Source organism: Enterobacter cloacae complex sp. SHL012 (genome assembly GCF_049237505.1).
GTDB classification, from domain to species: domain Bacteria; phylum Pseudomonadota; class Gammaproteobacteria; order Enterobacterales; family Enterobacteriaceae; genus Enterobacter; species Enterobacter kobei.
In genome coordinates this window covers 69045-81728 of sequence record NZ_JBMKIZ010000006.1, presented here as the reverse complement: position 1 = coordinate 81728, position 12684 = coordinate 69045, and the positions used below count along the sequence as shown (strand labels likewise).

Sequence of the window (12684 nt, the reverse complement as noted above, 5' to 3'; positions counted from 1 at the left end):
TGATGAAAGCGTTATCCAAACTGAAAGCGGAAGAAGGGATTTGGATGACCGACGTGCCGGAGCCGGAAGTCGGTCATAACGATCTGCTGATCAAAATTCGTAAAACCGCCATCTGCGGTACTGACGTTCACATCTACAACTGGGATCAGTGGTCACAGAAAACCATTCCGGTCCCGATGGTTGTCGGTCACGAATATGTGGGTGAAGTGGTTGGCATTGGTCAGGAAGTCAAAGGCTTCCAGATTGGCGACCGCGTCTCCGGTGAAGGCCATATCACCTGCGGCCACTGCCGCAACTGCCGCGGCGGGCGTACGCACCTGTGCCGTAATACCATTGGCGTGGGCGTAAACCGCCCGGGCTGCTTCGCGGAATACCTGGTGATCCCGGCGTTTAACGCGTTCAAAATCCCGGACAATATCTCTGACGATCTGGCCTCCATCTTTGACCCGTTCGGTAACGCGGTACACACGGCACTCTCCTTCGACCTGGTGGGTGAGGATGTGCTGGTGTCTGGCGCGGGCCCCATTGGCATTATGGCGGCAGCCGTGGCGAAGCATGTGGGCGCGCGTAACGTGGTGATCACCGACGTGAACGAATACCGTCTGTCGCTGGCGCGTAAAATGGGCGTCACCCGCGCGGTGGATGTTTCCAAAGAGAGTCTGACCGACGTGATGGAAGAGCTGGGCATGACCGAAGGCTTTGACGTAGGTCTGGAGATGTCCGGTGCGCCACCGGCGTTCCGCACCATGCTCGACACCATGAATCACGGTGGCCGTATCGCGATGTTGGGTATTCCGCCGTCAGATATGTCTATCGACTGGAACAAGGTCATCTTCAAGGGGCTGTTCATCAAAGGCATTTATGGCCGTGAAATGTTCGAAACCTGGTACAAGATGGCGGCATTAATTCAGTCAGGTCTGGATCTGTCCCCGATTATTACTCACCGCTTCTCAGTTGATGAGTTCCAGAAAGGCTTTGACGCGATGCGTTCAGGCCAGTCTGGGAAAGTGATCCTGAGCTGGGATTAAACCCGTTTGCTGGCACCCTATGAACGGGTGCCAGTGCTTTTTTTGGTAGCTTGATTTTTTCAGAATTTTCTTGTTTAATTTCAATTAAATACCACTCTTTGTTTTCCTGTCATCTGTTAATGATAATTACGCCAGGAAGATGCTGTCAGGCTCGTTAAAATATTATGTCCACACACTTTTCGCTGAGGTTGGTTGATACAGCTTCACGTTTCACCTCTTTTTTAAATCTAGCAATATCCCTTTTTATATTTATTGCAGTAAATATATTACATGCCAGATATAATTTAGTAATTAACAGGGCGCTTGTTTTCTTGCTGATGTTATTAATGCTGAAGTGTATAAGTAATAAATTTATAAGAAATATGCTGGCGATTGTGCTACTTATTCCAGTTGCGGCAGATATTTCTCTCCAGTTATTTGCATGGAGAAATTTTGATTCTGCATTTAGTTATGGGTTTGCAATGAGTATAATTCATTCAGCACCGGATGAAGCAATTTCAATGCTCAACTTGTACTGGCGCGAATGCATTATCTTTATCACATTGTCTGCTTTTTTTATTTATACCGCCAATACGGGTACATGGCCTGTTGCACCGCGTTTTCGTCGCTGGCCTGCTATTGCCCTTAGCGTTACGTTGTTGGCTTTCTATGGTCAGGCTTTACAGCATCAGCTCAGGAAAAGTAGTGTCGAAAGTCTGGCACAGCGTGTGGTTCAGGCGACACCAGTCAGTACGGCAAAAGTTTTTATGCAGGCTATCGAAGATAACGCGGTCATTGCTAATATCGGTAATAACATTCCTGATTACAAACTCACGCTTACGGATACAGGTATTGATAACTATGTGCTGGTGATCGGTGAGTCTGAGCGAGCGGTGAATATGGGTATTTATGGTTATCAACGAGATACTACGCCGGAGCTGGAAAAGCAAAAATCGCAACTTTTACTGTTTCGTAATGCTGTAGCACCAGCGCCGGTCACGATAATGGCCGTACCGTTGGCCATGACCGCTGATAAAGTGAATATCCGAGATCCGCGAAAGTATAGTGATAATGTTATAAATATTGCCAACAAAGCGGGTTATGAAACTTATTGGTTTAGCCGTCAGGGAAAAGGTGGGGCGCATAATAACGTTATCACCGGGATTGCCATGAATTCGAAACAACATGAATGGATCGACGGAGGTTACGATGAAGATCTGCTGCCTTTGCTGCAGAATGCCCTAAAAGCTCCAGGCAAAAAAGTGATCGTCTTGCATTTATATGGCAGTCATGAACCATCGTGTGTACGTTTTCCGGCAAACCAGGCGGTGTTGCATGGGGGTAGTGAGGCCGATGACTGTTATGATAACTCGGTACGATATACAGATACTTTGATGGGTAAGATGTTTAGTATGCTGGACAATTCGCGTTCATCTGTCATGTATTTCTCCGATCATGGTTTGATTCGTAATCCGCAGCGTGCTGTAGTTTACTCCCACGGCAATGTGAATCCTCCCCGAGAGGCCCTGCATATCCCTGTGTTTATCTGGTATGGGCATCAGGTTAAAAAAGATAAGCAATACACCGGAGAGTATAATACTACCTGGTCTGCTGATGATGTTAATACCCTTGCTGAACTGTGGCTGGGGATCCATCGTCAGGAGCAACCTTTCCAGTCGTTACCATCCTGGCTTGACGGTTACGATAAGAATGTCTCAGTACTGGATACAACAGGCAAGACCTATTACTGGAGCAATATACATTAACACGAACACGTTCTTTATTTACTCAAAGAACGAGAATACAAAGCAATAAAAAGGGGCTGAGCCCCCTTGTTATTGCTTAGCAGGCTTATCGTAGGCAAGTTTACTCAGTACTTTTGACGAAATATCATCAATGTTAATTTTGTTTTGGCGCTTATCAAAAATTAGCTGCTCTGAGTTTTTACCAATAGGCGCGAAAATAGTATTGCCCTCAAAGTTTTTATTGTGATCTAGTAGCATTGAAAAATATATGGCAATAAGTTTTTTATCGAACGCACAGGCTATATGAACGATGGCTGTATCAACCGAGACCACCAAATCAGCTTTTTTGATCAGCGTGATGGCATCCCAAAGTGATTTAAAGCGACAAATAGTGATTTTCTCATTATCAAAGGCAAGATCTACCAGCTTTTTACCCTCACCAATGATAAAGACTTGAGTATCCGGGCACTGAACAATCCCATTAGCCAGTTTTTCCAGTTGAGGTTGTGAAAGACTCCGTTCCGCGACGCTCGCGAACGGGTTAAGCACAACGATCTTCTTCCCTGCATGAGGTTGTAGATAATTTTCAATAAAATCATCATGTTCTGGCAGGAGAGGTAGGGAGTAGTTAAGAGATGCTGGCTTAACGTTCAATGCGTTAAGTATTTTCTTTTGGGGATGGACGATGTGGAACTCAGGGCTAACGGGTAACATTAAGTTATAAGGTTTATCCAGCCAACCACCAAACCCGATCGCATATTTATAATGAATTTTAGCCAAAATTTGGATGTTAAATAATTCCTTCCTTTTCATCCATGAATAATGGCTTATGACCAGGTCTGTCTCAATATCTTTCATTGCACTGATATTATTGATATCAACAACATAAACTTCATCAATGTCTGTCATCTTCTCAAAGAGATCGCGATTTCTCTCTTCAACAATGACTTGAAGCTGATACCCTGCATCTTTCAGGTTACGCCATGTTCCTGTGTGACATACCGCATCGCCAATTCCGAGATCAACGAAAGGGAAAAGAATTCTCTTAACGCTGGAAACATCAATTTTTTCTTGTCGCTTATCGTGTAACTGTCGCGATAATGAAAGCAACGTTAACCGTCTTTTTAACTCTTTAGTTTTATAGTTTCGCTGCCTGTTAATTTCCTTTAGATAACCAATTATTTTTTTCATAACCACGCCAAACCAGATTAAGCATTTTTCTGTGGGTAGTATAATCTTAACGCCAACGAAAAGGAATGACTGAAGGAATAGCATGTCGGGGTGAGTTTTTTATCTTGATTAACATAGGGTTAAGGATTTATGTCGCTTTGTGAGTTTCGTCGTTTCTTCTGGATGACTAACGTGGTATAGAGCTTCTTTATTGATCAAAATGGCTATGCCAGCATTTTCATAAAAAATAATAAACGAGGTACAGATTCGGAGGTGACAATACTGATACCTGGCACTATCTTGTCATGAGTGACTTCGCTGAGTTCAGGAGACCACATGTTTAAACTAACCGTATGTCTTTTGACATACAACTCTGCTCGCTTGTTACATAAAGTTTTAGCCCCGTTAATGAGTATTGCAGATGAGTTTATTGCTGTAGATTCTGGTAGTTCAGATGAGACGTTAGTTATTCTTCAGGAATATGGCATTACGCCAATATTCCATCCGTATGCAATGCACGGTGAACAGATGAATATTGCCATTTCCCGCTCATCTAACGACTGGGTGTTGTGTATGGACAGCGACGAAATACTTGATGAAGACACGATTCACTATATCCTGGCGTTAAAGTCTGGAGATGAGCCATCCCCCGATTGCGGATGGAGTCTGTCACGCTACTGGTATGTCTTAGGTGAACGAACGCGAACCATCTATCCGATTTCTTCTCCAGATTTTCCATTAAGATTGTTCAACCGTCAGAATGTCAGATTTAACAATCGACCAGTGGATGATAAGGCCGTAGGTGCGGTCCGGGTTATGCGTATACCAGGCCATGTCAGGCATGACACATTCTATTCCCTGCATGAAGTGTTTAATAAGCTAAATGTCTATACTACGCGAGTCGTAAAATACCAGATGCTCAGGCCTTCAATCGCACGTGGTGTGGTGAGTGCTATTGGGGCTTTCTTTAAATGGTATTTATTTAGTGGAGCATGGCGCCAGGGAAAAGTTGGCGTGGTTACAGGGGTCTATGCCACCCTGTACAGCTTTTTAAAATACTTTAAAGCCTGGTATCAGTATCAGGATGAAAAGGAGTCCGCTGCCCGGAAGCATACGGACTCTCACCTTATAAAATAGTTATAATTTCTTACCCCATCCCTGCCACTGGTGCTGGAAGTATTGCACCAGCGTACTCTGGCTCACGCTTTCGCTGATGACCGCGAAGAAGCGGGTTGCATGCACCGGTTCAGGCGGTTGTTTCAGCTTGCAATTCTTCACGCCACGGAACGGGTTACGCGGCTGCGTTGCGGGTGGTTGTGCGCTACCCGGGCGAGACGTATCGACCTGCGGCTCATTGAGCAGATCGCTCGGACGTACCAGTGTGATATCTGGTGGCAAGGTCGGCAACATCTGCTGCAGAACGCGCACCGTAGAAGGATGCGGGTGGCCGATGGCAATGGCTGAACCATTGCGTCGGGCGAGCTGCACGGCGCGATTGAACTGCGCGCGAATGTCGGCCTCGTTCTGAGTATCATCCAGGAACACCTTGCGCTTGATCACCTTCACTCCCGTTCCCTGAGCGGCACGCATCGCCTGGCTGTTGCCGATGGTCATGCTGTCGAGGAAGTAGAGGTTGTAGCGTTCCAGCGCCTGCATCACTTTTAGCATGCCGTACAGGCTGGAGGTCATCGCGCTACCCATATGGTTGTTCAGGCCAACGGCATACGGCACGTTGTTGTAAGCGTCACGGATGATGCGCTCGATCTCATCGCTGCTCATATCCGGACGAAGCGTATCTTTTTCCAGCGGCTGTTTACTGAGCGGTGCCATTGGCAGATGGATGAGGACCTGATGTCCGCTGTTGTGGGCTTTGGTCGCCATCTCACGGGCGTGAGGCGCATTCGGAAGGACGGCGACAGAGATGGCTGGCGGCATCGCCAGCACCTGATTTTCATAGTGCGGACGATAACCGAAGTCATCAATCACAATCGCGAGTTTACCTGCGTATACCGGTGCAGCCAGCGCCAGCGCGCTGACGACGGAGAGAACCATTCGACGAAATTGAAGCAAAACTTATCTTCCCAACCACGGCTGTGGATTGACCGCCTGACCCTGACGACGAATTTCGAAATAGAGTGACGGGCGGCCCTGACCGCCACTGCTGCCCACAAGGGCGATGGGTTGGCCTGCGCGCACCTGTGTGCCAACGCTGACCAGTGCGCTCTGATTGTAGCCGTAAAGACTCATGTCGCCTTTACCGTGCTCAACCACTACCACAAGACCGTAACCCTGCAGCCAGTCGGCCAGAATCACTCGTCCATCGGCAATGGCTTTCACTTCACTACCTTCAGACGCACCGATAACGATCCCTTTCCAACGTAGCTCACCCTGCAGCTGTTCGCCATAACGATGCAGAAGCGTACCGCGAACGGGCCAGTAGGCCTGACCGCGTGGGGAACCCAGACCGCCGGTACGCGACATCAGGGAACGTTCGCTTTCGCTTGGTTTGTAGGTGGTACCTTTGCGGGAGGCTTCCTGCTGCTTGTCGCGGACAGCCTGCGCCTCGCGGGCCTCTTTTTCGGCACGCGCTTTCGCCGCGGCTTCGGCACGGGCGATACTGTTACGCAGTTTTGATTCGTTGGCACGCATTTCACTCAGCTGGCTCTGACCTTGCTGAATGGAGGACTCAAGACCGGAAAGGGTTTTCTTGCGCTCGTTACGGGCCTGCTCAAGTTTCGCCTGCTGCGCTTTTTGTTCGTAGAGCAACGTCTGCTGCTGACTCTGCTTCTCTTCCAGCTCAGCTTTTTGGGTGGAGACCTCTTCACGCGTCTGTTTCAACTGCGCAATGGTCTCCTGACGCGCCTGGTTCAGATAACCGAAGTAGGCCTGCAGACGCTGACCGCGCTGGCTCTCTTCACCGCTGAGGATTAACTGAAGGCCGGTGTGTTCACCCTGTCGGAAAGCGGCATCAAGCTGTGCGGCAAGATTGCGCTCCTGTGCATCACGCTGGCGCTCCAGTTTGGCAATCGACGCGTTCATCTCGTCGATCTGTTTATTCAACTGAGCGAGGGTATCTTGCGTTTCACGGAGCTTACGGGCTGCGGCCGAAATAGCTTCTTCCTGCTGCTTAAGCTGGGCGAGCAGGGCGGAGCGTTGCTGTTGTTGCTGGCGTACCGCACGCTCTTTAGCGGCGATATCCGCCTGAATGGATTTCAACTGGTCGCGATCGTCCGCGTGGGCGGATGCGGCGCACAGCAATACGCCAGCGCTGAGTGCGCTGGCGCAAAGCAGGGGTCTGACTGATAACCTAAGCGGCTTCACGACCCATGTGATTGAAAAAATCGCCTTTCCCCTCATGGGGAGGGATTATTCCACGATGAACAGCGGCTTACCAGTCATCTCTTCAGGGATCGGCATACCCATCAGCGACAACATGGTTGGCGCGATGTCAGAAAGCTTGCCGCCTTCCACTGCTTTCAGTGATTTATCACCGACATAAATCAGCGGAACAGGCAGGTTGGTGTGAGCGGTATGCGCCTGGCCCGTTGCCGGGTCGCGCATCTGTTCCGCGTTACCGTGGTCAGCGGTGATCAGCAACTGACCGCCTACGGACTCAACCGCTTTTGCAACCTGCTCAACGCAGTGATCCAGTGCTTCAACCGCTTTCACGGCGGCTTCCATCACGCCGGTATGACCGACCATGTCGCCATTCGGGTAGTTACAGATGATGGTGTCGTACTTGCCGCTCTTGATGGCCGCGACCAGTTTTTCAGTCAGCTCAGCAGAGCTCATCTCTGGCTGCAGATCGTAAGTCGCGACTTTCGGTGAGTTGATCAGAATGCGCTCTTCACCTTTGAACGGCTCTTCCACGCCGCCGTTAAAGAAGAAGGTCACGTGCGCATATTTTTCGGTTTCGGAAATACGCAGCTGCGTTTTGTCATTCTTCGCCATCCACTCGCCGAAGGTATTAGCCAGCGAGGCTGGTGGATACGCGCATGGGGCTTTGATGTCTGCCGCGTATTCGGTCAGCTGGATGAAGTCGAGGTTTACCACTTTCTTACGGGCAAAACCGTCGAAGTCGCTGTTGACGAAAGCACGGGTGATTTCACGCGCGCGGTCAGCGCGGAAGTTCATGAAGATCAGCGCATCGCCATCTTCCATGGCGGCATCGGGCTGGCCTTCAGCACGAATCACGGTCGCTTTCACGAATTCATCGTTTTCATCACGTGCGTATGCGGCTTCCAGGGCTTCAACGGCAGTCGGGAACTGGAACTCACCTTTTGCCAGGGTCATCAGGTCATAGGCCTGTTCAACGCGATCCCAGCGGTTGTCGCGGTCCATGGCGTAGTAACGACCAATGATGGAGGCGACGCGGCCTTTGCCCAGTGTGGCAAATTTCTCTTCGAAGGCTTGCAGAGAGCCTTTTGCGCTGCGTGGTGGCGTATCGCGACCATCCAGGAAGGCGTGCAGATAGATTTTTTCTGCACCGCGCTCGGCGGCCAGTTCAACCATCGCCATGATGTGATCTTCGTGGCTGTGTACACCGCCCGCGGAGAGCAAGCCCATGATGTGAACGGCTTTACCTGCCGCAACGGCTTTATCTACCGCGCCGCAAAGAACCGGGTTCGCGAAGAAGGTGCGTTCTTTGATTTCGACATCCAGACGGGTCAGGTCCTGATAGACGATACGGCCCGCGCCCAGGTTTACGTGACCGACTTCAGAGTTGCCCATCTGGCGATCTGGCAGGCCGACTTCCAGACCGGATGCATCGATCAGGGTATGGGGACGTTTCGCCCACAGCGCATCCATCACCGGGGTTTTTGCGCTGAAAATAGCGTTATCCTGGCTGTCTTCACGGTAGCCATAGCCATCCAGAATCACCAGTACCATAGGTTTTTTAGAAACCGACATTGCAACAACCTCATGCTCAAGAGTCAAAATTTGCGTAATTTTACTACAGCTGAATCGATCAAATAGCCGCAGAAGATCAAAGAAAGCGCAGGGGCAAGGCGCTGACCGGACCATTTTGAGGCATTTTTTTAGGTGGCATGCCGCAGAAAATGGATTAGGTTAGGGTCGCTGGCTGTATTTGCCAGAACGCACAGGTATACTCCTGTCCTGGTTTTTTTATCACTTAGTCGGGAGTAGTTACCCTCCATGCAAGAAATTATGCAATTCGTTAGCCGCCATCCGGTTCTGAGCATCGCGTGGATTGGCCTGCTGGCTGCTGTGCTGTTCACCACATTTAAGAGCCTGACGTCTAAGATTAAGGTTATCACCCGTGGTGAAGCGACGCGTCTGATCAACAAAGAAGATGCCGTCGTTGTCGATCTGCGTCAGCGTGACGATTTCCGTAAAGGTCACATTGCAGGCGCAATCAACCTGCTGCCAGCTGAAATCAAAGCGAACAACGTGGGTGAGCTTGAAAAACACAAAGCCCAGCCAATTATCGTTGTTGATGCAACCGGTATGCAGGCGCAAGAATCTGCCAGCGCGCTTTATAAAGCGGGCTTCGAAAATGTAACGGTACTGAAAGAAGGGATCTCCGGCTGGAGCGGGGAAAATCTTCCTTTGGTTCGCGGTAAATAAGGAGTTCAGTCATGGCCAATATTGAGATCTACACCAAAGCGACGTGCCCGTTCTGCCACCGTGCGAAAGCGCTGCTGAACAGCAAAGGCGTCACGTTCAAGGAACTGCCGATCGACGGTGACGCGGTTAAACGCGAAGAGATGATCCAACGTAGTGGTCGTACGACGGTTCCGCAGATTTTTATTGATGCGCAGCACATTGGCGGCTGTGATGACTTGTATGCGCTCGACGCCCGTGGTGGACTCGATCCGCTGCTGAGCTAAGAGACTTTAGGACAATTAAAAAGGGTTTTTCCATGTCAGAACAAAGCAATAATGAAATGATTTTCCAGATCCAGCGCATCTACACGAAAGATGTCTCTTTTGAAGCGCCAAATGCGCCGCACGTTTTCCAGAAAGACTGGCAGCCAGAGGTTAAACTTGATCTGGATACCGCATCTACCCAACTGGCAGATGACGTGTATGAAGTTGTACTGCGTGTGACCGTGACCGCCTCTCTGGGCGAAGAAACCGCGTTCCTGTGTGAAGTACAGCAGGGCGGCATCTTCTCCATCGGCGGCATCGAAGGCAACCAGATGGCGCATTGCCTGGGTGCATACTGCCCGAACATCCTGTTCCCGTATGCGCGCGAATGCATCACCAGCCTGGTTTCTCGCGGTACATTCCCGCAACTGAACCTTGCGCCAGTTAACTTTGATGCGCTGTTCATGAACTATCTGCAGCAGCAAGCTGGCGAAGGTGCTGAACAACATCAGGATGCCTGATGAGCACTGTTAATGCTTCAATGACTGTGATCGGTGCCGGCTCATACGGCACCGCTCTTGCCATCACGCTGGCAAGAAATGGTCACGACGTAGTCCTGTGGGGCCACGATCCAAAACATATCGCCACGCTGCAGCACGACCGTTGCAATGTGGCGTTTCTCCCGGACGTTCCGTTCCCTGACTCCCTGCACCTGGAAAGCGATCTTGCGACCGCGCTGGCGGCCAGCCGCAACATTCTGATTGTCGTCCCGAGCCATGTGTTTGGCGAAGTGCTGCGTCAGATTAAGCCGCTGATGCGCCCAGATGCCCGTATTGTCTGGGCAACCAAAGGTCTTGAAGCGGAAACCGGACGCCTGCTGCAGGACGTTGCCCGCGAAGCGCTGGGTGATGCGATCCCGCTGGCGGTCATCTCCGGTCCGACCTTTGCCAAAGAGCTGGCTGCTGGCCTGCCGACGGCGATCTCGCTGGCATCGACTGACCAGGCTTTCGCCGACGATCTCCAGCATCTGCTGCACTGTGGCAAGAGTTTCCGCGTCTACAGCAACCCTGATTTTATCGGTGTCCAGCTGGGCGGTGCGGTGAAGAACGTGATTGCTATCGGTGCCGGGATGTCTGACGGTATTGGCTTTGGCGCCAACGCCCGTACGGCGTTGATTACCCGCGGCTTAACCGAGATGTCCCGTCTTGGCGAGGCGCTGGGCGCCGATCCGGCTACCTTTATGGGGATGGCGGGTCTGGGCGATCTGGTGCTGACCTGTACCGACAACCAGTCTCGTAACCGCCGCTTTGGCATGATGCTCGGACAGGGCAGCGATGTAAAAAGCGCGCAGGAGAAGATTGGACAGGTGGTGGAAGGCTACCGCAATACCAAAGAAGTCCGCGAATTGGCGCACCGGTTTGGTGTCGAAATGCCAATAACCGAGGAAATTTATCAGGTATTGTATTGCGGAAAAAATGCGCGCGAGGCAGCATTGACCTTATTAGGTCGTGCGCGCAAGGACGAGCGCAGCAGTAAGTAGTCGGAACCGTTGTCACCTGAATGACCCAGCCAGCGCAGAACTGGCTGGTCATTAACTTATCGTCTGGAGTAAGCAATGCCGTGTGAAGAACTGGATATCGTCTGGAACAATATTAAAGCCGAAGCCCGGGCGCTGGCCGACTGTGAGCCTATGCTGGCCAGTTTTTACCACGCTACGCTACTCAAACACGAAAACCTTGGCAGTGCTCTCAGCTACATGCTCGCCAACAAGCTGGCCTCCTCGATTATGCCTGCTATCGCCATCCGCGAAGTGGTGGAGGAGGCATACGCCGCTGACCCGGAAATGATCGCCTCTGCCGCCTGTGATATTCAGGCCGTGCGTACGCGTGACCCGGCGGTAGATAAATACTCTACGCCTCTGCTATACCTGAAAGGCTTCCACGCCCTGCAGGCGTATCGCATCGGCCACTGGCTATGGAATGAAGGCCGCCGCGCGCTGGCAATCTTCCTGCAAAATCAGGTCTCCGTGACCTTCCAGGTCGATATTCACCCGGCAGCGAAAATTGGCCGTGGAATTATGCTCGACCACGCCACCGGCATTGTTGTGGGTGAGACGGCGGTGATTGAAGACGACGTTTCGATCCTGCAGTCGGTTACCCTTGGCGGTACCGGTAAAACCAGCGGCGATCGCCATCCGAAAATTCGTGAAGGGGTGATGATTGGCGCGGGTGCCAAAATCCTCGGCAATATCGAAGTCGGACGCGGCGCGAAGATTGGTGCAGGGTCGGTTGTGCTCCAGCCGGTTCCGCCGCACACCACCGCGGCTGGCGTACCGGCGCGTATCGTCGGCAAACCAGACAGCGATAAGCCGTCCATGGATATGGATCAGCACTTCAACGGTATCCACCATACGTTTGAGTATGGTGACGGCATTTAACTTCTGAGAATGGCGCCCGGGTACCCCAGCTGGCGCCATGCTTCATACACCACCACCGACACTGCGTTCGACAGGTTCATGCTGCGGCTGTCCGGCATCATCGGAATTCGGATTTTCTGCTCAGCGGGCAGGGCATCCAGAATCGTGGCTGGCAGGCCGCGGGTTTCTGGGCCAAACATCAGATAGTCACCGTCCTGATAGCTCACGGCGCTGTGCGCTGGCGTGCCTTTGGTGGTCAGGGCGAACATGCGCTGCGGCTTTTCGCTTTCCAGAAACGCGGCGTAATCATGATGGCGCACGACGGCAGTAAATTCATGGTAATCCAGCCCCGCGCGACGCAGACGCTTGTCGTCCCACGTAAAGCCCATCGGCTCAATGATGTGCAGACGAAAGCCGGTGTTGGCACACAGGCGGATGATATTGCCGGTATTCGGCGGAATTTCTGGTTCGAATAAAACGATGTTAAGCATGCTGCCCCCTTAATTGCGGGGGCA

General features: G+C 51.3%; 13 protein-coding genes. 8 read left to right on the top strand and 5 right to left on the bottom strand.

What is annotated here, in order from left to right:
- Window positions 1–2: 2 nt before the first annotated feature.
- Window positions 3–1028 (top strand): L-threonine 3-dehydrogenase, encoded by a 1026-nt coding sequence (tdh, locus tag ACOTY9_RS18260; protein WP_047026793.1) that lies wholly within the window; start codon window positions 3–5, stop codon window positions 1026–1028.
- A 164-nt stretch (window positions 1029–1192) separates the two neighbouring features.
- Window positions 1193–2773: a phosphoethanolamine transferase gene (locus ACOTY9_RS18255; RefSeq protein ID WP_047026794.1), complete on the top strand. Its 1581-nt coding sequence runs from the start codon at window positions 1193–1195 to the stop codon at window positions 2771–2773.
- 69 nt (window positions 2774–2842) lie between these two features.
- Here ACOTY9_RS18255 and ACOTY9_RS18250 read toward each other — a convergent pair whose 3' ends face one another.
- Entirely contained in the window at window positions 2843–3943 is a 1101-nt protein-coding gene (locus ACOTY9_RS18250; RefSeq protein ID WP_047026819.1) for a glycosyltransferase family 9 protein, read from the bottom strand.
- Window positions 3944–4258: 315 nt separating this feature from the next.
- On the opposite strand from ACOTY9_RS18250, the gene ACOTY9_RS18245 reads away from it, so the two are divergent.
- Window positions 4259–5059 (top strand): glycosyltransferase family 2 protein, encoded by an 801-nt coding sequence (locus ACOTY9_RS18245; RefSeq protein ID WP_180253874.1) that lies wholly within the window; start codon window positions 4259–4261, stop codon window positions 5057–5059.
- Here ACOTY9_RS18245 and ACOTY9_RS18240 read toward each other — a convergent pair whose 3' ends face one another.
- Genes ACOTY9_RS18240 through gpmM form a run of 3 tightly spaced genes read right to left on the bottom strand, consistent with a single transcriptional unit; the run spans window position 5060 to window position 8833 of the window.
- On the bottom strand, window positions 5060–5992 hold the full coding sequence (locus ACOTY9_RS18240; protein ID WP_047026796.1) for a divergent polysaccharide deacetylase family protein: 933 nt from the start codon (window positions 5990–5992) through the stop codon (window positions 5060–5062).
- Window positions 5993–5995: 3 nt separating this feature from the next.
- Window positions 5996–7255, bottom strand: coding sequence for a murein hydrolase activator EnvC (gene envC, locus ACOTY9_RS18235; RefSeq protein WP_230278613.1), 1260 nt, complete (start codon window positions 7253–7255; stop codon window positions 5996–5998).
- Window positions 7256–7288: 33 nt separating this feature from the next.
- Window positions 7289–8833 carry a 2,3-bisphosphoglycerate-independent phosphoglycerate mutase gene (gpmM, locus tag ACOTY9_RS18230; RefSeq protein WP_045281321.1) on the bottom strand — a complete coding sequence of 515 codons (1545 nt, stop codon included), beginning with the start codon at window positions 8831–8833 and terminating at the stop codon, window positions 7289–7291.
- A gap of 246 nt (window positions 8834–9079) precedes the next feature.
- Here gpmM and ACOTY9_RS18225 point away from each other — a divergent pair, with 246 nt between their 5' ends.
- The 5 genes from ACOTY9_RS18225 (at window position 9080) to cysE (ending at window position 12190) form a co-directional block, all read left to right on the top strand.
- Window positions 9080–9511, top strand: a complete 432-nt coding sequence (locus tag ACOTY9_RS18225; protein ID WP_014882007.1) for a rhodanese-like domain-containing protein — start codon at window positions 9080–9082, stop codon at window positions 9509–9511.
- Window positions 9512–9522: 11 nt separating this feature from the next.
- Complete coding sequence (gene grxC, locus ACOTY9_RS18220) at window positions 9523–9774, top strand: glutaredoxin 3 (RefSeq protein ID WP_014882008.1); 252 nt, start codon at window positions 9523–9525, stop codon at window positions 9772–9774.
- Window positions 9775–9806: 32 nt separating this feature from the next.
- Window positions 9807–10274: a protein-export chaperone SecB gene (gene secB, locus ACOTY9_RS18215; RefSeq protein ID WP_008502716.1), complete on the top strand. Its 468-nt coding sequence runs from the start codon at window positions 9807–9809 to the stop codon at window positions 10272–10274.
- Window positions 10274–11293 (top strand): NAD(P)H-dependent glycerol-3-phosphate dehydrogenase, encoded by a 1020-nt coding sequence (gpsA, locus tag ACOTY9_RS18210; RefSeq protein ID WP_014882009.1) that lies wholly within the window; start codon window positions 10274–10276, stop codon window positions 11291–11293. The genes secB and gpsA overlap by 1 nt, the downstream gene beginning before the upstream one ends.
- Window positions 11294–11368: 75 nt before the next feature.
- Window positions 11369–12190 carry a serine O-acetyltransferase gene (gene cysE, locus ACOTY9_RS18205; protein WP_008502718.1) on the top strand — a complete coding sequence of 274 codons (822 nt, stop codon included), beginning with the start codon at window positions 11369–11371 and terminating at the stop codon, window positions 12188–12190.
- Here the strand turns inward: cysE and trmL are convergent.
- Window positions 12187–12660 carry a tRNA (uridine(34)/cytosine(34)/5-carboxymethylaminomethyluridine(34)-2'-O)-methyltransferase TrmL gene (gene trmL, locus ACOTY9_RS18200; protein WP_014882010.1) on the bottom strand — a complete coding sequence of 158 codons (474 nt, stop codon included), beginning with the start codon at window positions 12658–12660 and terminating at the stop codon, window positions 12187–12189. The genes cysE and trmL overlap by 4 nt on opposite strands.
- Between the last annotated feature and the right edge of the window lie 24 nt (window positions 12661–12684).

What these genes read in the sequence shown, in the direction of transcription:
- tdh (WP_047026793.1), top strand. Translation starts at nt 3, where the DNA reads ATGAAAGCGTTATCCAAACTGAAAGCGGAAGAAGGGATTTGGATGACC.
- ACOTY9_RS18255 (WP_047026794.1), top strand. Translation starts at nt 1,193, where the DNA reads ATGTCCACACACTTTTCGCTGAGGTTGGTTGATACAGCTTCACGTTTC.
- ACOTY9_RS18250 (WP_047026819.1), bottom strand. Translation starts at nt 3,943, where the DNA reads ATGAAAAAAATAATTGGTTATCTAAAGGAAATTAACAGGCAGCGAAAC.
- ACOTY9_RS18245 (WP_180253874.1), top strand. Translation starts at nt 4,259, where the DNA reads ATGTTTAAACTAACCGTATGTCTTTTGACATACAACTCTGCTCGCTTG.
- gpmM (WP_045281321.1), bottom strand. Translation starts at nt 8,833, where the DNA reads ATGTCGGTTTCTAAAAAACCTATGGTACTGGTGATTCTGGATGGCTAT.
- ACOTY9_RS18225 (WP_014882007.1), top strand. Translation starts at nt 9,080, where the DNA reads ATGCAAGAAATTATGCAATTCGTTAGCCGCCATCCGGTTCTGAGCATC.
- grxC (WP_014882008.1), top strand. Translation starts at nt 9,523, where the DNA reads ATGGCCAATATTGAGATCTACACCAAAGCGACGTGCCCGTTCTGCCAC.
- secB (WP_008502716.1), top strand. Translation starts at nt 9,807, where the DNA reads ATGTCAGAACAAAGCAATAATGAAATGATTTTCCAGATCCAGCGCATC.
- gpsA (WP_014882009.1), top strand. Translation starts at nt 10,274, where the DNA reads ATGAGCACTGTTAATGCTTCAATGACTGTGATCGGTGCCGGCTCATAC.
- cysE (WP_008502718.1), top strand. Translation starts at nt 11,369, where the DNA reads ATGCCGTGTGAAGAACTGGATATCGTCTGGAACAATATTAAAGCCGAA.
- trmL (WP_014882010.1), bottom strand. Translation starts at nt 12,660, where the DNA reads ATGCTTAACATCGTTTTATTCGAACCAGAAATTCCGCCGAATACCGGC.